Origin of the sequence: Methanothermococcus jasoni, from assembly GCF_049075655.1 — an archaeon.
Classification (GTDB): Archaea; AGJL01; Methanococci; order Methanococcales; family Methanococcaceae; genus Methanofervidicoccus.
On sequence record NZ_CP157522.1, the window covers coordinates 95,106 to 116,894 of the forward strand.

At 30.2% G+C, this 21,789-nt stretch carries 19 protein-coding genes; 10 read left to right on the forward strand and 9 right to left on the reverse strand.

The genetic code is table 11. The features are described from left to right. Positions 1–18 precede the first annotated feature (18 nt). The gene (locus Mjas_RS00465; RefSeq protein ID WP_421077841.1) at positions 19–465 is read right to left on the reverse strand and encodes an Hsp20/alpha crystallin family protein; all 447 of its coding nucleotides are present in this window, start codon (positions 463–465) and stop codon (positions 19–21) included. Between the two features lie 174 nt (positions 466–639). Between Mjas_RS00465 and ftsY the strand changes: the two genes are divergently transcribed. After that, positions 640–1,890: a signal recognition particle-docking protein FtsY gene (gene ftsY / locus Mjas_RS00470; protein ID WP_421077842.1), complete on the forward strand. Its 1,251-nt coding sequence runs from the start codon at positions 640–642 to the stop codon at positions 1,888–1,890. 62 nt (positions 1,891–1,952) lie between these two features. Here ftsY and pssA read toward each other — a convergent pair whose 3' ends face one another. The 8 genes from pssA to Mjas_RS00510 all read right to left on the reverse strand — a co-directional run bounded on the left by pssA (position 1,953) and on the right by Mjas_RS00510 (position 9,116). Further along, positions 1,953–2,588, reverse strand: a complete 636-nt coding sequence (gene pssA / locus Mjas_RS00475) for a CDP-diacylglycerol--serine O-phosphatidyltransferase (RefSeq protein WP_421077843.1) — start codon at positions 2,586–2,588, stop codon at positions 1,953–1,955. Positions 2,589–2,713: 125 nt separating this feature from the next. Continuing rightward, positions 2,714–3,283, reverse strand: coding sequence for a tRNA(Phe) 7-((3-amino-3-carboxypropyl)-4-demethylwyosine(37)-N(4))-methyltransferase Taw3 (gene taw3 / locus Mjas_RS00480; RefSeq protein ID WP_421077844.1), 570 nt, complete (start codon positions 3,281–3,283; stop codon positions 2,714–2,716). A gap of 284 nt (positions 3,284–3,567) precedes the next feature. Continuing rightward, positions 3,568–4,587, reverse strand: a complete 1,020-nt coding sequence (gene amrS / locus Mjas_RS00485; RefSeq protein WP_421077845.1) for an AmmeMemoRadiSam system radical SAM enzyme — start codon at positions 4,585–4,587, stop codon at positions 3,568–3,570. A 4-nt stretch (positions 4,588–4,591) separates the two neighbouring features. Beyond that, complete coding sequence (locus Mjas_RS00490) at positions 4,592–5,119, reverse strand: chorismate pyruvate-lyase family protein (RefSeq protein ID WP_421077846.1); 528 nt, start codon at positions 5,117–5,119, stop codon at positions 4,592–4,594. A gap of 55 nt (positions 5,120–5,174) precedes the next feature. Further along, positions 5,175–5,828, reverse strand: a complete 654-nt coding sequence (locus tag Mjas_RS00495) for a DUF7121 family protein (protein ID WP_421077847.1) — start codon at positions 5,826–5,828, stop codon at positions 5,175–5,177. A gap of 95 nt (positions 5,829–5,923) precedes the next feature. Next, positions 5,924–6,556, reverse strand: coding sequence for a phosphoserine phosphatase SerB (gene serB, locus Mjas_RS00500; protein ID WP_421077848.1), 633 nt, complete (start codon positions 6,554–6,556; stop codon positions 5,924–5,926). Between the two features lie 60 nt (positions 6,557–6,616). After that, positions 6,617–7,282 carry a hypothetical protein gene (locus tag Mjas_RS00505; protein WP_421077849.1) on the reverse strand — a complete coding sequence of 222 codons (666 nt, stop codon included), beginning with the start codon at positions 7,280–7,282 and terminating at the stop codon, positions 6,617–6,619. A 112-nt stretch (positions 7,283–7,394) separates the two neighbouring features. Beyond that, positions 7,395–9,116, reverse strand: coding sequence for a hypothetical protein (locus tag Mjas_RS00510; protein WP_421077850.1), 1,722 nt, complete (start codon positions 9,114–9,116; stop codon positions 7,395–7,397). Positions 9,117–9,257: 141 nt separating this feature from the next. Between Mjas_RS00510 and Mjas_RS00515 the strand changes: the two genes are divergently transcribed. The 9 genes from Mjas_RS00515 (at position 9,258) to Mjas_RS00555 (ending at position 21,787) form a co-directional block, all read left to right on the forward strand. Continuing rightward, on the forward strand, positions 9,258–12,650 hold the full coding sequence (locus Mjas_RS00515) for a PKD domain-containing protein (RefSeq protein ID WP_421077851.1): 3,393 nt from the start codon (positions 9,258–9,260) through the stop codon (positions 12,648–12,650). A gap of 150 nt (positions 12,651–12,800) precedes the next feature. Beyond that, positions 12,801–13,799, forward strand: coding sequence for a hypothetical protein (locus Mjas_RS00520; protein ID WP_421077852.1), 999 nt, complete (start codon positions 12,801–12,803; stop codon positions 13,797–13,799). Beyond that, the gene (locus Mjas_RS00525; protein WP_421077853.1) at positions 13,799–15,289 is read left to right on the forward strand and encodes a hypothetical protein; all 1,491 of its coding nucleotides are present in this window, start codon (positions 13,799–13,801) and stop codon (positions 15,287–15,289) included. Before Mjas_RS00520 ends, Mjas_RS00525 begins: the two co-directional genes overlap by 1 nt. 209 nt (positions 15,290–15,498) lie before the next feature. Further along, the gene (locus Mjas_RS00530; RefSeq protein WP_421077854.1) at positions 15,499–16,554 is read left to right on the forward strand and encodes an ATP-binding protein; all 1,056 of its coding nucleotides are present in this window, start codon (positions 15,499–15,501) and stop codon (positions 16,552–16,554) included. A gap of 204 nt (positions 16,555–16,758) precedes the next feature. Beyond that, complete coding sequence (gene rfaD, locus Mjas_RS00535) at positions 16,759–17,676, forward strand: ADP-glyceromanno-heptose 6-epimerase (protein ID WP_421077855.1); 918 nt, start codon at positions 16,759–16,761, stop codon at positions 17,674–17,676. Between the two features lie 22 nt (positions 17,677–17,698). Continuing rightward, positions 17,699–18,721, forward strand: a complete 1,023-nt coding sequence (gmd, locus tag Mjas_RS00540) for a GDP-mannose 4,6-dehydratase (RefSeq protein WP_421077856.1) — start codon at positions 17,699–17,701, stop codon at positions 18,719–18,721. Between the two features lie 89 nt (positions 18,722–18,810). Next, the gene (locus tag Mjas_RS00545; protein WP_421077857.1) at positions 18,811–19,500 is read left to right on the forward strand and encodes a glycosyltransferase family 2 protein; all 690 of its coding nucleotides are present in this window, start codon (positions 18,811–18,813) and stop codon (positions 19,498–19,500) included. A 53-nt stretch (positions 19,501–19,553) separates the two neighbouring features. Beyond that, positions 19,554–20,678, forward strand: a complete 1,125-nt coding sequence (locus Mjas_RS00550; protein ID WP_421077858.1) for a glycosyltransferase family 4 protein — start codon at positions 19,554–19,556, stop codon at positions 20,676–20,678. Positions 20,679–20,686: 8 nt separating this feature from the next. Further along, complete coding sequence (locus Mjas_RS00555) at positions 20,687–21,787, forward strand: glycosyltransferase family 4 protein (protein ID WP_421077859.1); 1,101 nt, start codon at positions 20,687–20,689, stop codon at positions 21,785–21,787. Positions 21,788–21,789 lie beyond the last annotated feature (2 nt).

The following is a 21,789-nucleotide window of genomic DNA, read 5'->3' on the forward strand; positions in this document are numbered from 1 at the left end:
TATTAATCTAACTATTTATTATTCAATATCAATGCCTTTTTTGATAGATACTTCACTCTTTGGTAAATCAACTATAAGCACACCATTTTCAAATTTAGCAGATGCTGTATCTTCTTTCACAGTTGCAGGTAATTTTATTGTTCTATATATCTCTTCGTCCTCAGGAATCTCTGAATAAATAATTCTTTCGGATTCTGTTACCATTAATGGTGTTCTTTTTGCTCTGATTTCTAAGGTGTTTCCAATAGCATTAACTACTATATCTTCCTTATTTACTCCTGGAATCATTGCTATAACTTTTATATTATTGTCTCCTTCAATCAATGTAATTGGCATGTATCCTTTACCGGAAATTTCAAGACCACCTGAGCTCATGGTTCTCATGGTAGTCATTCCAGTCATTGGAGACATAAACATTTCAGTCATTAATTTTTCAATTTCTGAAAATGGATCTCTTCCAAACATAATTCTCACCCCATTTTTTTCTATAATAATATGCCTTAATAGTTCTATATAAATATTTCGGTTTAGTGCATGGTTATGCCACAATTACAAACAATCAATAAAAATAACTATAAAAATAAAAAGACCCATTTATTTAATAAATCATATATTCATATTTTTATTTATGGTGGTATCATGTTTGGAAGTTTAAAGGAAAAGTTAAGTAAAACTGTTTCAAAATTAACTGAAAAGATATATTCAAAGGGAAAAACAGAAGAAAATCCCGAAGAAAGCTTTGCTAATGCCAATACTGAAACTTATAAGGAACCGCAAAAGACGAATGAAATAAAGAATGAAAAGAAAGAAAAATCAGGCTCTGAAAAAAAAGGAATAGCTAAATTAATCAGCTTAGGAAAAAAAGAAGAAGTAGGGTCTAAAACAGATGCAGATAATAAAGAACAGGCGGAAGAAAAAACCACTGAAAGTGTTGAAAAGAAAAAAATTGGATTCTTTGATAAGTTTAAAATAACAAAAACCATAAAAAAAGCCCTTGGTAAGGACGTTGTATTAACTGAGGATGATATAGAAGATGTTTTGGAAGAATTGGAACTGGAATTATTGGAAGCCGATGTTGCCTACGATGTCGTCGAAAAGCTTGTTGAATCATTAAAAAATCAGCTTGTAGGAACAAAAATAACAGCAAAAGATGACCCTGAGGAAGTTACAATAAATGCTCTAAAAAATGCCATAAGAGAAATATTGTCCCAAAAAAATATAGATATATATCAGTTAATTGAGGAGAAGAAAAAATTAAATGAACCTGCTGTGATAGTATTTGTAGGTATAAATGGAACGGGAAAAACCACATCAATATCCAAGCTAGCATATAAATTAAAAGAAAAAGGATATTCTGTGGTTTTAGCAGCAGGTGATACATTTAGAGCTGGGGCAATTGAACAGCTTGAAGAGCATGCTAAAAATATTGAAGTTAAAGTTATAAAACATCAAAAAGGTGCGGATAGTGCCGCTGTAATATATGATGCAATACAGCATGCAAAAGCCAGAGGGATAAATGTAGTTTTGGCAGATACTGCTGGAAGACAGGCCACAAATATTAATTTAATGGATGAGATTAGAAAAGTAATAAGAGTAACAAAACCTGATTTGGTTGTATTTGTAGGGGATGCCCTTGCTGGAAACGATGCCATAACTCAGGCCGAAGAATTTAACAATGCTGTGAATATAGATGGTGTAATATTAACAAAAGTAGATGCAGATGCAAAAGGTGGTGCGGCACTATCTATTGCCTATGCCATTGGAAAACCTATTTTATTCTTAGGAGTAGGTCAAAGATATGGGGATTTAGAAGAATTTAATGTGGATTGGATGGTAAATAAATTATTTGGAGATGAAGAAGTTAAATACTCTACTGAGAGAGAGTTCTAATAGCAATGATAAATAGCAATTAGATGAAAATCATTATATGTTCAATTTTTTAATTTTCGCCATTATTTTTCAATATCCATTTTTAAAACACTATATCCAACATATCCAATAGCACAAACTGCCAATGGCTCAAATATTCCAAATACTGCCAAAATCAGCGAAATCGCAAATATTGCCATTCCTATCTTATTTGGATACTTTGGATATTTAATATCGCTTATCATTAATAATCCAAATACTAATGTCAATATTGGAACAATTATATCGGTAAAATTATATCCTATAACATTGGAATATTTTAAAAACAATTCACAGATAATGCTTAGAACCAGAGCTCCCGCAGGTATGGGAAGTCCAACAAAATATTTAACATCCAATATACCAAATCTTGCCAACCTCAGAGCTCCGCATATGAGAAATACCAATGAAGTAATTAAGCTAAATGTTCCTTCGAAATAGTAATAAACTAAATAAGCAGGAGCTACCCCAAAACTAACAACATCACAGATACTGTCCAGTTCTGCCCCAAAATCTGACACAGTATTTGTTTTTCTTGCAACATAGCCATCCATAGCATCAAAAACTATTGCTATATATATAAATCTGAAATCATGAAACAATATGGCAAGCATACCAAAAACAATATTTAAAATAGTTACATAATCCGATATTGTAATAATATCCTTAATTTTAAACATTTTTATCATCTTTTTTTATTTTTATTTTCCTTTTTCTTTTTAGGTTTTAGTCTTACTTTTTTATTTTTATTTTATATTTTTCATATTAAATTTGTTAAAATATATATAAAATTATATAAAAATAACTATAACTTTTCATAAAGTCGATTGATACATTCTCTTGATTTTTCAAGCTTCTTATTTCCAATATTTAATAACATTTTTAAATAATTATCATCCACTAGGAGCTCACCATTTATGCCTATTGGAACATCCATTTTATATGTGCTTAAAATTTCAACTATTATTCTCCTATCTGTTATGGATTTTATGGACGATGCCTTTAAACCGTTATGAATTGCAAGTTCGAGAAGTTTTTTGGCATGAAATATATCCTTTGAAGCAACATGTAAAATTGGAGAATTCATTACAAAAACCATGGTTTCAAAATCTTCTGATTTTTTGTTAATCGCTTTAAATAATTCTTCTTCGTTGGCATAGTGGTGCCATTTTCCAAGCCATTTTGAATATATCTTCGGATTTTTATTCTTTGGAAATTCCATAATTCCGCATCTTCCTATACAGGAGCTCGTTGTATAATAATTTTCCATTTCGTTTATTTTATCCACTATGAACATTACCTCTTTATCTACAAAATTGTTTTTTATTGCCTCTTTTAGCTTTTCCATGGTTCTTTTTTTATCTTCTTGAAACATGATTTCACTGATGTTATTTATCAATTATATTAAAAATTATGAAATTATAATAATAATTGTAATGATGCAATAGTGATATAAAAAATAGCGGTATAATAATGATATAATGCTAAAAATTGAATTTATAATTTATATTTAAACATACAGCTTATAAAAATTACGCCAGAAATAAATGCAACAATTCCCCCATATACAAGGGTTATTTAGGATGATTTGCCATAATATCCCCATATAAAAAAACATTTTTATTTTAATCCCAACCCCATAAAATAAATAATATACAATTAAATAATGATGTCAATAATTTCTCCGCACTCTGGACATTTTGGAGTTCCTAATGATATATCTAAATTGTTTGTTATTATTGAAAATCCAGTTCTATCAATTAGCAGAGCTCCGCAGTTTGGGCAGTATGTATTTTCTCCCCCATGACCTGGGATATTTCCAACATATACATATTTTAAACCTTCTTCCAGTGCCAATTCCCTTGCTTTCACAAGTGTTTCCACAGAAGTTGGTGGAACATCGGTTAATTTATAATCTGGATAAAATCTCGTAAAATGAAGTGGGGTTTCTTTACCTAATTTGTCCTTCACAAATTCTATTATATATCTTATATCTTCCATGTTGTCGTTGTATGATGGTATTATTAAATTGGTTATTTCTACATGGATGCCCAATTTCTTTGCAACGATGCATGTTCTTAATACAGGTTCCAACTTTGCAGAGCATATTTCCTTATAGAATTTTTCATTGCCTTTTATATCTATATTCATGGCGTCTATTTTCAAATGTTTAAGGGGCTCCTCTTCTATATACCCATTTGTTACCATTACATTATATAATCCCTTTTCCCTTGCAATATTTGTTGTATCATGCATAATTTCATAAAAAATCGTTGGTTCTGTGTAGGTATATGCTATTCCATCGCATTTATATTTTAAAGTAGTTTCTACAATATCTTTGGGGTATATTTCATTATATGGGAGTTCATCCGGTGGAAACTGGCTTATCTGCCAATTTTGACAGTGTTTGCATCTAAAATTGCAACCTCCTGTGGCAATTGAAAACACGGATGAACCTGGGTAAAAATGAAATAGTGGTTTTTTCTCTATGGGGTCAATTGCAGCAGAACAAATCTTTCCATAGTTCATAGCATACAATATCCCCCGTATATTTTCTCTCCCCCTACAAAATCCTCTTTTCCCCTCAGGTATTATACAGTGCCTTGGGCACAGGTTACATTTAATTTTATTATCTCCCATGGACTCATAAAACATTGCCTCATGAAGTTTTGATTGCATAATTTTAGCCCCCATTTTTTAAATAATCCGCTACATTAAATATTTCAGTGATTTCCATAAGAACCTTGTTGTTATATATTATATTATACGTTCTTTGAGGTAGTGCCTTTTTATCTGTTTTAAGGTATGATTTGACCGTATCATCTATTTCTTTATAGTCGATATTCCTAATCTCCCTTCGCGTTTCCAAATTATGGATTTTTAATATCTTTCCGATAGGTATGTCCGCAGATAATAAGTCTTTTTTTATATTTTTTCTTACATTGTCATCATTGATATTTTTGAGGGGAATTTTTGAAGTTGCATACACCACAGGAATTTCCTTAATTTTAAGTATAACGCTTCTATAATTTACATTGTTTATTATCTCTTGATATATGGTTTTTACAACAACCTCATCATTGAATAATATCTCTAAAATGTTTGTGATGCTTCCATCAGTTCCAAGAAGTATTTTTTCTTCATTTCTAAGGGGATATTTTTTTGAAAGTTCATTTATCACTTTATATGGCTTTATTATCATGTCTGCCATTATTAACACTCTTATTAGTTATTTTAGGATTATGAAATTACTGATTTACTGCACATTACTGGCTGGTGGTTTCTTCTGTTTTTTCTGCATCTTCTGTTTTACTTTCTTTTTCTTCTTTTTCCTTTCTTTTCTCTTTATTGGGCTCCTTTAATTTTCGATACAATTCCCTGGATTTTTCTTTTAATTTATTTATTTGAGAATATACTTCCATTAACTTTTGATGACTTTCTGCACTTATTTTCGCATGTTCAAGAACCTTCTCATGTTCTTCTGCTGATTTTTTAACGAATTCTGAAATTTCCTCTGAAATCTCGGCTATTTTTTTGTTTAGTTGGTCAATAATATTGCTTTTTTCAAGAAGCTTTTTATAGGATTCAATCTCAGCTACGAGCTCCCTCTCTTTCTCCAAAGATGGACATTTAGTTTCAATTATTGTTTCCAGTTGCTGTATTTTTTGGTTTATTGAATCTTTATTTACTTTCAATTCCTTAAATTCGGTTAATAATTCTCCCCTTTCTTTTTTTAGATTTCTTATAAGTTCTATTTTTTCTTTAACTATTTTATTAATGCTTTCTCTTTTTTCTTTATGTGATTTTACCGCTTCATTTGCATTATTTCTTTTTTCCTTTATTTCTTCTGCCTTTTCATAGAGCTCTTTTATTTTAGTATTTAGATTTTCTATTTCTTTTTTTATGTTGGTAGTTTCCATTTTCACACCCTAAATTTGTGAATACGATATACTATATTCACATTAATATATAAATATTTTTAGATTTGAACCTAAGGTTAAAATATATCTTTATTTTATACATATTTTAGAATCTCCCTCAAATCCTTTTTTTCTACGCAAATATCTGCATTTTTCTTTAATATGTCCTTTGCACAAAATGCTATTTTAAAACCCGCTTTTTTAAACATGCTTATGTCATTTGCACCATCCCCAACAACTACGGTGTCTTTTAAATCGATGCCTTCTTTTTTTGCTATTTCTTCTAAGAGCTCCCCCTTTGCATGTGAGCTCATTATTGGACCTATCACTTCCCCAGTTAATTTTCCATCTTTTGTTATAAGTTCATTTGAATAGGCATAGTCAAGACCAAGGATATCCTTTATTCGGTCTGTTGCCACGGTGAAACCCCCGCTTACAACTCCTGTTATATACCCTCTTTTTTTAAGTTCCTTAATTGTTTCTTCCGCTCCTTTTGTCAATTTTAAATTTGAAACTAAATCCATTATTTTTTCCATAGGAAGACCTTTTAAAAGTGATACTCTTTTTCTCAGAGATTCCTCAAAATTCAATTTTCCATTCATAGCATCCCTTGTTATTTTTTCTACTTCATCTCCAACACCTGCCAGCTTCGCTATTTCGTCGATTGTTTCACAGTCGATTAATGTGCTGTCCAAATCAAATAAAATAAGCTTCTTTTTATTATTCATTTAATCACCGTATAATTATTATATTTATTAATATGGTTTAATTATACCAATCTATTTGGTTTAAATCTTAAAGATATTGTAAATTAGTTGTTTATATACCTCAATTATAGCCTGTATTATGTTTAAATTATTATATTTTGCATACTCATATATAAGCCAGTCCAATGGCTCCAAAGATGCCGCAATTCCAATGAATATAAATATCATTACAATTTTCAATATATCAACCAAGTTTATAAATTGTTTTTTATTTTTTCCTTTTTTCTCATTTTTATGTTCTCCACTTATTATTGGTAGGATTTTATCTGCTATTGTGATGCCCATTACTGCTGAAAGTGCAAATCCTGCAAATTCAAAAATACCGTGGGGTAGTATTATCAGTATGTCCTTAATATTAATTCCATAACCTACAATGCCAGTTAATGGATTTATCACAACTATGGTATAAAATAAAATCATGGCATTTAAATAATCTTCAAAGGAGCTCCTATTATTTGCTATGTCTTTTTTATATAAGTATGCCACAAGGGAGAACGCCAATAATATTACCGTGCATGCCATAGAATTGTTTATAAAATATGACAAGGATATTGATAAATAATTATATCCCATATAAGATGAAACTGCACCTGATATAACTTCAAATTTTTGAGAAGCAATATCTCCTGCGGCACTTACTGCATTTCCAACAAAAAGGAAATATAATATTTTAGAAAAAAGAATCATGGAAAAAAATCCGCACCAGCACCCGACATATGTTATAAAAAATTTCTTCAAAAAACTTAATTTTAAAAAATATTTAAATGTATTTTGTAAAAACTTAATTGCATTTTGCATGTTAGCTCCCTTTAAAGAATTTATCATATTTTTCAATATCGTCCTTTTTAGGTTCCATATTTCCATAATATACCTTTTCGAAGATTTTTGTTATAGTTTTCAAACCTTTTATATTACTATACCTTCTACATATTTCTCTCGGAGTTAGGGATTTTTGAATATTTAACCTATGTATAAAAGAGGAATATGTTCTAATTATTCCTTCAACATATTTTTTATTAGATATATATTTTTCAAATTCCAAATAGATGCCTTTTATCTTCAATGCCTCAATTGCATCGTGGATAATTCCTTCATCCTCCTCAGCAGCCATGTCCTTCATGTCCCTACGTCTCTGTATTCTATATATTATTAAAACCAGCAATAAGACAACCGCCATAAAACTTAGAATATAACCATTATTATTGCTATTGAATATGAGCATAATATTCTTATCTTTAATTAACTTCTTTGAGGATGGCTTATATTTAGAATCCCCTTTAAAAAATATATGACACTCATCATGGGCATTATTTGACATATTAAATTCAAAACTACCATTTCTCGTCTTTGAAATATATGTTTTGTTATCCATTTCTAAATAAATATCTTTATTGTTTAATAAATTATTGTCTTTATCAAATAACTTCCCAATTATTTTATTACCCTCATAATTTGCAGTTATATATGTTGGAATCCTTACAAAACTTATAGTAGCTGTTTTTTTGGATTTATTGTATATACTATTCCCTTTATATTCAATATTTACGGTAATATTTTTTTCCACGTTTGATTTGATATTTAGATTTAAAGGAGCTCTCATGTTTTTATGGGTGTCTAGATAGTCAATATATACATTATCTTTTAGTTTATTTCCGTAATAATCGCATAACTCTATTTTTAAGTTTGCATCGTTGCCAACATATTTTTTATTTTCATAAATTACATTGATATGCGTTGGAATCTTTAAACAAGATATTTTTAGCATGTTTGAAGTTCCTGATGGTGATGTTGCATAAAATACATGATTTCCAAGTTTATCTATCAAAAATGTTTTTGAGAAACTATTATTTTCCAATTTAATATTATAGGATATGTTATTATGATAAAGAGTTATTGAATCTATCGGAGCTCCCCTATTTTTAATATATCCATATATTGTTATTTCAGAATTTATAAAAACAGTACTACTGTCCGAATATATAACAAATCCTTCTGGTGCAATTTTGTTTAGCTTATTGGAGTATAATTCAGTATCTTTTAATAGTATGTTGATATCACTTCTAACCTTTGAAGTATCAAATTTTAAGATATTTCCGTCCCTGTCTTTTAAGGTTATTTTATCTATCTTATTTAATGAATCATTTAAAACTATTAAACTACTATGAACATTTTTTAAAGATGTTTTAAAAATTATATAATTGCTGGAATTTTCAACATCACTATATTCTACCATATCATTGTAATTTACCATAATATTATTGATAGAATTGTAAAATTGCTCAAAAACAGGTGCGATGTTTAAAAGTTTATGACTCACATTGTGCTTTTTTAAATCTTCTGAAACATTGAAAACATTGGCAGATAGGAGCTCTGCTTTATTATTGTCCATTAATGTATTTAAATTATCATGACCATTGTCGATAAGGTTTTGAAAATAATTATACATTATTTCATCCCCAACCCCGTCACCATATGCCACCGGACATAAAAACAGAATAATTAAAAGTATGTAACTTTTCATTGCAACACCTGATATAAAGGGATATTCGTCATACTATGATATTTAAATAGTGATAAAGTTAATATATAATAAAATTATATAAATACATTGTGTATATGCAATAGAATTTAACATATCAAATAAAAATGTGGGAGGATAATTATGAAGGCCTATTCCATACTGCTATCTTTGATAATGATTCTAGGGGCATTACCCCTAGGTTTTGCCTCAGAAACTACTGAAAATGTAGCAGTTGTAGTATCTACCCCAGCAGATGCCATTGTTGCAGCACCATACGCCAAAGCAATGGGATACAAGCTGGTATATACGCCAACAGATGAATTATCAGATGATGCAAAAAGAGAGCTCGAAAGAAATAATATTAACAAGGTAATAATTGTCGGTGGTCCAGTTGCAGTTAGCAACAGTGTGGAAAACCAGATAAATAAATTACATATAAATATTAAAAGAGTTTGGGGGGAGACTAGAATAGAAACTTCCCAAAAAATGTATGAATTGATTAAAGAAGAAAAGCCAGAGATGGTAAACAATATTGTAGTTGCAGAGGGGTTTAATGAAAAAATAATCCCTGTGGCAGTGAGCTTCGGAGCTCCTGTGGTGTACTATGGATTAGATAAAGATGATGAAGTAGCAAATTTATTAAAAACTGCAAAACCAGAAAATGCAGTAATTCTTGGTAGCAAAATTCCAAAAATAATAACAAACACTGTATCAGGATATGCAAAAAACACAATAATTGCATCAGGTAGTGACGATTCAGTTATAAAAACCGCATTAGCATATGTTCCAAGAATAAATCCAAATGCTGAAAACAAAGATGTTGCAGTAGTTTATGCGGAAAAAACCAACAATCCAATATTGGATGCAGTAGTAAGCTTTGTTAATGGTTATGTTGGTGCAATAGCTCCAATTCCAGTATCAAAAGAAGATATGGTAAATAAAATAATTTCAAAACTTACATTTGCATCAGGGGTTTCAGTTTCAAGTGATAGCACATCAATGTCAAATATAATATCAAATATCGCAAGTAAAGCTGGGTTATCCTCTACTTCAATGATAAGCAGGCCATCAGGAGGAGGCGGAGGAACAACAACGACTCCAACAACACCAGTAGATAATAAACCAGTGATAAATAACTTTACAGTTTCAATTGATGGATTGGATACAACATTTACTATAAATGTAAGTGATGATAATGGATTAAAAAAGATTGTATTAAAATATGGTGATGGAACAGAGAAAGAAGAAACTATTTCAGGAACATCATATAATGAAACCATTAAAACAAATTACCACATGCAAGGAAAATATACTGCAACATTGGTTGTATATGATGACAATGGACAGCAATCTACCAAATCCATAGTGGTAAATTTGAAATACTTTGATGTAAATCCTGAATATATTTCAAAAATTAGAGGAAATGTGGATGAATACATTCCAATAATAATTACAAACTATCAAGATAATAACATAACAATAACCACTACAAATACTACTACAAATGCAAATCTTACAGTTTCAACAAATGGAAGTCTAACAATCTATGCAAATTCACAAAATACGACCACTTGCATAATTAAAAATACATCGGCATTAGCATCTGGAAAATCATACCAAGCAAAAATTACCTTTGCTTTAAATAGTCATCCAGAAATAAACAAGACCTTTGTATTTGACATTGCAGTTCCAAAACAAGAAACCATAACCACTACGGGAAACAGTAGTGTTTCATTGCAAATTGTAAATACAACTGATGCAGGAACTACAAGTATCACAATTGATGACAATGCTACAAACAATGCATTTATTGTAAATACAGCCGTAGGAAGTAAATCAATAGACATTATAATACCAACAAAAAATACCTCAGATACATCTACAATAGAAAATACAACAATTCACTTAGAAAACATTAAAGATGCATTAGATAGAGCAGAAGAAATTCAAAATACTTCAACATTAACGGAAGAGCTCATAAAACCAGTAGTAATTGCAAGTAAGGATGTGGAAAATGTATCAGTCTATGTTAAAAACATTACCATTGATGATGATACAAATGAAACAACAATAAACACAGAAATTAAATTCGAAAACACAACAGACACCTATGTTGTAATTGCCATACCTGTTGGTAATACCTCAGTAAGCGAAGTTTATAAAGAAGGATTGGGAACTATTCCAGAATATGATAGCAATGCAGACCAGACCAACTACTTCAAATACGATGCAACAAATGGTATTTTAACATTATTCATGAAGGAAGACCCATTCGTGCAAATTAAATTAAAAGTAAATGCAGTAAATAACAGACCAGTTATATCAATGGATAACCCAGTTATAAACGGATTAAGTGTAGCAATAAATGCATCAAAATCATACGACCCAGAAAATAAAACTTTAACATACAAATGGTTAGCACCAGGCAGTCAAAGCATTTACCCCGACAACAGTTGCGAATCAGTAGTTATTACATATCCAGCAGATGGAACTTACAACATCACATTAACTATATCAGATGGAGTATATGAAGTTTCAAAAGTAATAACAGTTAAACCAAAATTGGCAGTAAAAGTTGTAGCAAATGGAAAAACTGTTGGATTTGTAGGGCAGAATGATAGCACATTATCAATTACAGGAACAGAAACATTAAACCTACCAAACATAACAGCAAATGTAAATGTTGTAGATAAAAAAGATACTTCAAAAGGTGTAGAAATATACTTTAAAGATAATGAAAGTGTAGAATCAGTAATAGAAGCAATGAACAATTTCAATACAGTATCCTATAATGGAGACACCATTACAATAAATTACAGCAATATTTACATGACTGGAAATAATGTTTCACTTTCAATAATAAGCAGTAGGAGCTCATTTAGAGATGCAGTTAATAAACTACTTAACGGAAATGCAACAGATTTAATAAATCTCTTGCATGAAAACTATGAAGGCACTGCAACAGTATTAAACGGTGTAGCAACCTTTAACATCACTGCAAATGACTCCAACGCAGATTACATTGTAGTAATTACAAACGGAAACATGATTACACCAGATAGCAACAATGTAAATGTCCTTGCAATAGGCGGATTTGAAGTAATGAAATACAACATGACATTGACTTACAATGGAACAGACATGTTTAATACTACAACATACATCATATCATTAAACGACACGCCAACAAATAATACTGTAAGATATGGATTGGCAATGATCAATAAAAATGTAGGAATAACACTAAATGTAGTGGGAACAAATCCAAATAATAATTTATTCAATGTCACAGTAGTTGGGAATAGTGGAAGCGAAATTGTTGTAGAAAACAATGATTTCATAACATTAAGTGCATCAAAAATAAATGACATAATAGGAACGATATATACGCCAGATACTGCATCAGCAACATACAGTCCAGTTACAACCAACAGCACAGTTTCATTAGACCTCAATAATGTATCTGATAGCTATGTGATAGGAATAGCCTACGATACAGTAGATAAAAAGATTGTTGCAGTAGAACAGCAATAAAATATACATCTATTTTTCTTTTTTATATTATTTTAAAAGGATATTTTCTAAAAAAATTTAAAAATAAAAAATTATAAATATACCAAATTTTTATGGTATAATAAATTCACACTTAATTAAGGGGTGGTTTATATTAAAAAAACATTATTTATGATTATTATTTTCGGATTTTTAATTTCTCCAATTTACGCAGTTTCAGATGTTCAAATATATCCTTCAAATCCAAATATAATGGACACTCTAACATTAACAGGAAAAGCCAGTCCAAACGAAGATATAAACTGTCAGGCATGGTTTGAAGTAAATCCAATAATATCTCCACCGTACTATGGATATCTTATGAATAGTGTTGAAATACCCTCATCCCCAAATAATTTTAAAGTTGTTGCTGAAAATGTAAATAAAGTATATGTAAGCGTAAAAATGGGCATATGGGTCACAAAAAGTGCAAATGCAGATAGCAATGGCGTGGCAACAGTTTCTCAGTCAAATGTTCCTGTGGGAACCTATGACATAAAAATAGGAGGGACAATAAAAGATTCATCAAAACCTGTGAAATTAAAAATCATTGCATCTACAACCATAAAGGCAGATGAGAATGGGAATTTTGAATATTCCTACAAAGTTATAGATGGCATTCCTAAAACTACAATTTTACATTTAAAGATTGAAAACATCACCAAAAATATATCTATCGCAGGTCGTAAATTACATATTTACAAAGGATGGAATGCCATATCGGTTCCATATAATTCAAATATATCCTATAACAATAACTCCAATATAAAATTAATAATAACTTATTCCAATCAAAAATGGACTTTAAATAGAAATAACAATTTAAATGCACTTTATGGATACTTTATATATGCTGAAAACGATACTGAAATGGATGTATATTATGATACCAATAAATCCAACTGTTCAAGAATTATCAATAAAGGATACAATTTGATAGGAATTGCCCCAAATGACTATGATTGGAATTTTAGAAATGGAAATATTTTAGCTTATGAATTATTTAAAAATTCTAGTTCGTATTATAGGATAATATCTACTGAGGGTGAGCTCTACTCAAACAATTCCTACTTGGAACCTTTTAAAGCATATTGGTTATTTACCAGTGAAAATGCCACTATATCGAGGTGATGATTATTATTAAAAAAATACTATTTTTAATTATTTTAGGATTATTTATTTCATCAGCATATGCAGTTTCAGATATTCAAATATCTCCTTCAAACCCAAAAGTGGGAGACACTCTAACATTAACAGGAAAAGCCAATCCAAACGAAGATATAAACTGTCAGGCATGGTTTGAAGTAAATCCAATAATATCTCCACCATACTATGGATATCTTATGAATAGTGTTGAAATACCCTCATCCCCAAATAATTTTAAAGTTGTTGCTGAAAATGTAAATAAAGTATATGTAAGCGTAAAAATGGGCATATGGGTCACAAAAAGTGCAAATGCAGACAGTAATGGCATAGCAATAGTTTCTCAGTCAAATGTTCCTGTGGGAACCTATGACATAAAAATAGGGGGGACAATAAAAGATTCATCAAAACCTGTGAAATTAAAAATCATTGCATCTACAACTATAAAGGCAGATGAGAATGGATATTTTGAATATTCCTACAAAACAAACAACATTCCAGAAGGAACAACAGTATATTTGAATATTGGTGGCGTAAATAAAGAAATTATAATCGGGGGAGATACACCAGTTCCACCTGCTCCACCAGTAGTTAATGATACAACTACTACAAATAATACCGACAACGAACCTCCAAAAATAACAATACTATCTCCATCAAAAAGGGATTATAATATTTCCAATGTGGATTTCGAAGTAATTGTTGAAGATGAATCAGATTATACAATAAAATTTTATTTGAATGGTAATGGATTGGGTTATAATGAATCAGGCAATCATTACGTGGGAACTCTCAATTTAAAAGAGGGGGAAAATATATTCAAGATAATTGCAAAGGACCAATATAACAATGAAAACAGTAAAATTATATATCTTAACTATTACAAACCAAAGAATCTGGAAAATAAAACTATTGCGGATAACAAAAGTGATAATATTACACCCAGTCAAGATAACATAAATAAAAACATAGGAGACAATATCCAAAATAATAATTCTAAACCAAATAACAACAACCCAGAACAAGAAAATATAGTATATGGGACAATAATAAAACATGTTGGAAATGCCACCTTAATAATATCCGATGGAACAAAAATTAGCACAGTTGGAGACATACAGCTAAAAGAAGTAAGTCTTCCAAATATTACACTTGCTTATTATATATCACCAAATAATGCGGAATTTAACAAGCCACTAACTCTTGAAATATCATTGGATGTTCCAGAAGGCAAGGAATTAAAAATATTATATTATGATGAGCAGATGAAATCTTGGAAAAGTATTCCTTATGTTTATGATAAAAATAACAGCAAAATAACCATTGATGTAACAAAATCAGGATACTATGCCATAAAAGAAAAGGATATATCCGAAAATAAAAATAACAACTCCATATTTAGCGAAATAATAATGGTTGTTAAAATTGTTATAGGAGGTCTTATACATCTGATAAAATCCAAATTGGGTATTGCATAATACATAAATCCTGTCTAAAATTAAACAATAAAGCCAAAACTAAAAGAAAAAATCATTAAGGAAGAGGTGTCAATAATTTAGAAGGATATTAAATGAGAGGAGCTCCTCCTTATATATAATATATGGCGGAGCTCTGATAATGAAATTTATAAAATTAATCTTTTAACCATGATGGTGGTTAAGGCTAAGTTTAGAAAATAGGTGATTTCATGGAATTTTTTAATAGAAAAAAGGAATTAGAAGATTTAAAAAAACTACTGTTGTTTGAACCTAATTTGATATATTTTATATATGGCCCTATAAATAGTGGCAAAACCACTTTAATAAATGAAGTAATTAAAAATTTAGATGAGGAATATGTTGCTTTTTATATAGATTTAAGAGCTCACTTTATATCAAAATATGATGAGTTCGTGAGGGTTTTATTTGATGTTTCATCTTATGACAGTAGGAATATTAAAAAATACTTTAAAGATTTGTTAATTGATATGCCACACAGTTTGGGGGGTATTCCAATACCTAAAACACTATTAAATGAAATATTGGATGAGAATAAATCAGAGGATGTATTTAATTATATACTAAATGTTTTTGAGAATTTAAAAAATAATGGGAAAAAGCCAATATTGATAATCGATGAATTGCAGGTAATAGAAGATTTAAAAATAAATGGATATTTGATTTATAAGTTGTTTAATTTCTTTATAAGTTTAACTAAACAAAGGCATCTTAGCCATGTGGTTGTTTTAACCTCCGACAGCTTGTTTATAAATAAAGTATATAATGAGGCAATGTTGCAAGACAGATGCAAATACTACTTAGTGGATGATTTTGATTATAAAACTACGAGAGAGTTCCTAATAAAAAATAATTTTGGCTCAGAGGAAATAGAAACTGTATGGAATTATTTTGGTGGAAAACCTATAAAATTAATAGATGTAATTCAGGAAAAATTACTTGGCAATGATGTTGAAGAATACTGTAAAAGTTCGTTAATATTCAGAGCTCGGCAGATAAAAGATGAATTGTATAAATTGAAAAGAGAGGACGAAAACTTATTTAAAAATGTTTTAGGTTTATTTGAGAGATATAAGCATGTTGATAGTTTTATCTATGAAGAATTAACAGATGATGTAATTTGGGCAGTTAAAAAGAATATATTATTCGTCAATATTAAAACTGGGGAGTTAAAACCACAGGGGAAGTTGGAGTTGTTGGCAATTAATGAAGTGTTGAAGGATTTTGTAGTGTCGGAGCTCCGATAATACTATATCTCCGATAATAATATATATCTTCGAGCTCATATTATTAAGATATATATTAAAAATTATGGTTTATATTAGATTACATCATTATGAAAAAATATTTATGTTAAAATAAGACAATAACCGAAAAAACTATAAAAGTAAGAAGAAAACATAATATTACATACATAAGTAATTACATAAATATTAAATGAAGGGGTATTTATGAGAGCTCTTATAACAGGCGGTGCAGGATTTATTGGTTCTAATATTGCGTTGGAATTGCAGGACAAAGGATATGAAACAATTGTTTTAGACGATTTTTCAAGTGGTAATTTTAAAAATCTCCTTGGTTATGGAGGGGATGTTGTTTCTGAGAGTATTTTGGATGTTGATTTAAATAAATTTAAAGATGTTGATGCTATTTTTCATGAAGCTGCCATAACAGATACAACAGTTAGTGACCAGAAGTTAATGATGCAAATAAACACAGAAGGATTCAGAAGACTTTTAGATTTTGCTGTTGAAAATGATATAAAGTTTATTTATGCATCTTCTGCGGCAACTTATGGTGATGCTGAATCTCCACAAAAAGAAGAATATGCTGGAAGACCTAACAATGTGTATGGTTTTTCAAAATGGATTTGCGATTGCATAGCTAAAAAATACATGGAGAAGTATCCTGATAGTCACATTGTTGGTTTAAGATATTTTAATGTTTTTGGACCAAGGGAGCAGTATAAGGGAAAAATGGCTTCAATGGTTTGGCAGTTGGCAAAACAGATGGTTGATGGAAAAAATCCAAGAATCTTCAAATGGGGAGAGCAGAAGAGAGACCAAGTTTATGTTAAAAATATTGTTCAAATAAATTTGATGGCATTGGATGCTAAGGAAAGCTGTATTGTAAATGCAGGTAGTGGTAAGGCAGTTTCATTTAATCATATTATCGAAGTTTTAAATGATGTTTTAGGCTTTGACTATGAACCTGAATATTTTGACAATCCTTATGAAGAGTTTTATCAAGATTTTACACAGGCAGATTTAACCAATGCTAAGAAATATTTGGGATACGAACCCAAATGGACTTTTGAAGATGCTGTTAAAGATTATGTTGAATGGTTGAAAGAGAATAAATATATTTAACTATATTGGAGGAGGGTATAAAATGAAAAAAGCAATTATAACTGGAATAACAGGACAAGATGGATATTATTTAACAAAATTACTTTTGGAAAAAGGATACGAAGTTCATGGAATCGTAAGAAGAAACAGTCAAAACTCCTTAGGAAACTTGGAGCATTTATCACAGGAAGAAAAAGAACAGATAAATATCCACTGGGGGGATATTACAGATAATTTATTCATGGATAACGTTGTTAAAGCAGTACAGCCTGATGAAGTTTATCACTTAGCGGCACAGAGTTTTGTTGGATTCTCTTTTGAGAACCCGAGATTTACCTACGATGTAAATATTGGGGGAACTTTGAATGTAGCTAATGCGGTAAAGGAATACGCACCATCTTCAAAACTCTATTTTGCTGCAACGTCTGAATTGTATGGAAAGGTTCAGGAAATTCCACAGAAAGAGACCACCCCATTTTATCCAAGAAGTCCTTATGGGGTTTCCAAATTAGCAGGATTTTGGACAATTAAAAATTATAGAGAGAGTTATGACTTATTTATGAGCAATGGAATTCTGTTCAATCACGAATCACCTATGCGTGGACCAGAATTCGTAACAAGAAAAATAACAATGGCGGTTGCTAGAATATATCGTGGATTACAGGATTTTGTTGAGTTGGGGAATTTAAGTGCTAAAAGGGATTGGGGTTATGCTGGAGATTACGTTTATGGTATGTGGAAAATATTGCAGCATGATAAACCAGATGACTTTGTTTTGGCAACAAACGAAACCCACACAGTTAGGGAATTTGTTGAAAATGCATTTAAGGTTGTAGGAATCGACATAGAATGGGAAGGCGAAGGAGTTAATGAAGTTGGTAAAGATGCCAATACTGGAAAGGTTTTGGTAAAAGTCAATCCAGAGTTTTTCAGACCTGCGGAAGTTGATATATTAATTGGTGACTATTCAAAAGCTAAGAAGGAGCTCGGATGGGAACCGAAGGTTAAATTTAAAGAATTAGTTAAGATGATGGTTGAAAAGGATTTGGAAAGGATTGGAAATTAAGATTTTAATGTTCCTTTTACTGAGCTCAGATTTAAGATGAATTATGTGAGCTGTTTATTTTTTAATTTTTTAATTTAAAGGATGATACCATGGATAAAAAACTTTTAGCATTGATACCAGCGTACAACGAAGAGAAATCCATTAAAAAAGTAATTGAGAACATTAAAGATACTGTTGATGGAATTTTAGTTGTTGATGATGGTAGTGAAGATAACACCACGAAGTATGCAAAAGAATGTGGTGTTGAAGTAATCACATTTAGAGAAAATAGAGGTAAGGGGGTTGCAATTAGAGAAGGTTATAAATATTTTATAAATTCCCCCTATGACATATGCTTTATTTTTGATGCCGATGGGCAATATAGGAAAGACGATATTATGCCAGTTTGCTTCCCTATTATAAATGATGAGGCAGATATCGTTGTAGGTTCAAGATTCTTAGGAGAATATACCGAAGGAGCGAATATTAATTACAAAATTAGAATCGCATGTAATAATATATCCACAACAGTAACGAGGATTATGTCGGGAGTTCCAACAACCGATTCACAAAGTGGTTTAGTTGCAGTTAATAAATATGCTGCTAAACAGCTTGATTTAAATGCTAATAGATGGGGGATTCATCAGGAAATCATAATAAGGGCAGGTAAAAAAGGTTTGAGATACAAAGAAGTCCCAATCATTTTTGAAAAAAGAATGCACGGAGTTTCTCGTTTAAAGGTCTTGAAATATCCTTTCACAGCATTTCCTGTTATGTTAAAGGCTTGGATGAGGAAATAAATTTTGAGCAATTTACACATTAAAAACAAGATATTGGTTAATAGGGGAATATTATGAAAATTGGAATTATAACAGATAGGTTAAACAGACCTTTAACTGGTGTTGGGAACTATGTATATCACTTAACAAAAGAACTTTTAAAAATTGATAAAGATAAAATTTACTTAATAAATTACAATACTTTTGGAGATCCACATGTGGATAATAAAATAATGATTATAAAAAATTATTTTAGAAGTTTTCCAAAACCGTATTATTTTTGGAACTGGTATTTAAATTACAAATTGAACATAACCAATATTGGACTTGATGTAATTCATAGTCCAGAAAGTAGCACGATTTATATGAAACTCAGATTTCAAAAGAAAATTATAACCGTTTATGACATTAGGCAGTATTTATATCCCGATATCTCAAACACAATGAACAAGTACGGATATAAGATATTTTTTCCAAAAACTCTAAAATCCGCCGATAAAATAATATCAATATCTCAACATACAAAAAATGATTTAATAAACCATTTTAAAATTCCAGAAGATAAAATAAAAGTAATACACTTGGCAGCAAATGAAAACTACAAACCATTAAGAGAAAATGAGATAAACGAAATAAAACAAAAATACAATCTAATTTATCCATTTATATTATATGTTGGAACATTAGAACAACACAAAAATATTCCAACATTATTAAAAGCACTTTACAAACTTAAAAAAATGGGGACGAAACATAAATTAGTAATCACTGGTAAAAAAGGATGGAAATACAAATCCATCTTTGAAACCATAGAAAAACTAAACCTACAAAAGGATGTAATATTCACTGGCTATGTTCCAGATGAAGATTTACCTGCTTTATATAACGCTGCTGATTTATTCGTTTATCCTTCTATTTATGAAGGATTTGGATTGCCACCATTAGAGGCAATGGCATGTGGAACGCCAGTTGTAACTTCAAACACTTCCTCTCTACCCGAAGTGGTTGGAGATGCTGGAATAATGGTTAATCCTTATGATGTTAACGAGTTAGCTAAGGCAATGTATGAAGTTTTAACTAACAATGGATTAAGAGAAGAGCTATCTAAGAAAGGTTTAGAAAGAGCCAAACTATTCAGCTGGAAAAAATGTGCAGAAGAACATTTAAAAGTTTATGAAGAAGTTTATAATGTGAAATGAGGGGAAGAATGAAGATTGGAATTATTTCAGAAAAATTAAATCCTCCAAGAACAGGCGTTGGAAATTATTTATACAATACATTGAAGGCTACTGCTAAATTACAAAATAAGAATTATTGTCTAATTAACTATCAACATAATAATTTAATTCCAAGTGCGAATCTGATAGTTGTAAAAAAACCATTTAATAATAGATACTTATGGTATCAAATTTTGCCCATAAATAACAGTTTAGAAAATTTAGATATAATTCACAACCCTTTTCAAATTCCAACAATTCTTAATTTTAAACAAAAATATATAATGTCTGTTTTAGATTTAATACAAATATTATTTCCAAAAGAAATTGAAAAAAGTGTTTATTTGTTTCAAAAAATTATACTTTCGAAATCCATAAAATCCGCCGATAAAATAATCTCAATTTCACACCATACAAAACAAGATATAATAAAATACTTTAAAATTCCAGAAGATAAAATAAAAGTAATTCACTTAGCAGCAAATGAAAACTACAAACCATTGAGAGAAAATGAGATAAATGACATAAAACAAAAGTATAACTTAAACTATCCCTTTATATTATATGTCGGAACCTTGGAACCAAGAAAAAACATTCCAACTCTATTAAAAGCACTTTACAAACTTAAAAAAATGGGGACGAAACATAAATTAGTAATCACTGGTAAAAAAGGATGGAAATACAAATCCATCTTTGAAACCATAGAAAAACTAAACCTACAAAAGGATGTAATATTCACTGGCTATGTTCCAGATGAAGATTTACCTGCTTTATACAACGCTGCTGATTTATTCGTTTATCCTTCTATTTATGAAGGATTTGGATTGCCACCATTAGAGGCAATGGCATGTGGAACGCCAGTTGTAACTTCAAACACTTCCTCTCTACCCGAAGTGGTTGGAGATGCTGGAATAATGGTTAATCCTTATGATGTTAACGAGTTAGCTAAGGCAATGTATGAAGTTTTAACTAACGATGGATTAAGAGAAGAGCTATCTAAGAAAGGTTTAGAAAGAGCCAAACTATTCAGCTGGAAAAAATGTGCAGAAGAACATTTAAAAGTTTATGAAGAAGTTTATAATGTGAAATGAGG

Excerpts from the sequence above, each read along its gene's own strand:
- Mjas_RS00550 (WP_421077858.1), top strand. The coding sequence starts at position 19,554 with ATGAAAATTGGAATTATAACAGATAGGTTAAACAGACCTTTAACTGGT.
- amrS (WP_421077845.1), bottom strand. The coding sequence starts at position 4,587 with ATGCAATCAAAACTTCATGAGGCAATGTTTTATGAGTCCATGGGAGAT.
- ftsY (WP_421077842.1), top strand. The coding sequence starts at position 640 with ATGTTTGGAAGTTTAAAGGAAAAGTTAAGTAAAACTGTTTCAAAATTA.
- Mjas_RS00510 (WP_421077850.1), bottom strand. The coding sequence starts at position 9,116 with ATGAAAAGTTACATACTTTTAATTATTCTGTTTTTATGTCCGGTGGCA.
- Mjas_RS00525 (WP_421077853.1), top strand. The coding sequence starts at position 13,799 with ATGATTATTATTAAAAAAATACTATTTTTAATTATTTTAGGATTATTT.
- Mjas_RS00505 (WP_421077849.1), bottom strand. The coding sequence starts at position 7,282 with ATGATTCTTTTTTCTAAAATATTATATTTCCTTTTTGTTGGAAATGCA.
- gmd (WP_421077856.1), top strand. The coding sequence starts at position 17,699 with ATGAAAAAAGCAATTATAACTGGAATAACAGGACAAGATGGATATTAT.
- serB (WP_421077848.1), bottom strand. The coding sequence starts at position 6,556 with ATGAATAATAAAAAGAAGCTTATTTTATTTGATTTGGACAGCACATTA.
- Mjas_RS00495 (WP_421077847.1), bottom strand. The coding sequence starts at position 5,828 with ATGGAAACTACCAACATAAAAAAAGAAATAGAAAATCTAAATACTAAA.
- Mjas_RS00520 (WP_421077852.1), top strand. The coding sequence starts at position 12,801 with ATGATTATTATTTTCGGATTTTTAATTTCTCCAATTTACGCAGTTTCA.
- Mjas_RS00545 (WP_421077857.1), top strand. The coding sequence starts at position 18,811 with ATGGATAAAAAACTTTTAGCATTGATACCAGCGTACAACGAAGAGAAA.
- Mjas_RS00465 (WP_421077841.1), bottom strand. The coding sequence starts at position 465 with ATGTTTGGAAGAGATCCATTTTCAGAAATTGAAAAATTAATGACTGAA.
- Mjas_RS00490 (WP_421077846.1), bottom strand. The coding sequence starts at position 5,119 with ATGGCAGACATGATAATAAAGCCATATAAAGTGATAAATGAACTTTCA.
- Mjas_RS00555 (WP_421077859.1), top strand. The coding sequence starts at position 20,687 with ATGAAGATTGGAATTATTTCAGAAAAATTAAATCCTCCAAGAACAGGC.
- Mjas_RS00515 (WP_421077851.1), top strand. The coding sequence starts at position 9,258 with ATGAAGGCCTATTCCATACTGCTATCTTTGATAATGATTCTAGGGGCA.
- Mjas_RS00530 (WP_421077854.1), top strand. The coding sequence starts at position 15,499 with ATGGAATTTTTTAATAGAAAAAAGGAATTAGAAGATTTAAAAAAACTA.
- rfaD (WP_421077855.1), top strand. The coding sequence starts at position 16,759 with ATGAGAGCTCTTATAACAGGCGGTGCAGGATTTATTGGTTCTAATATT.
- pssA (WP_421077843.1), bottom strand. The coding sequence starts at position 2,588 with ATGTTTAAAATTAAGGATATTATTACAATATCGGATTATGTAACTATT.
- taw3 (WP_421077844.1), bottom strand. The coding sequence starts at position 3,283 with ATGTTTCAAGAAGATAAAAAAAGAACCATGGAAAAGCTAAAAGAGGCA.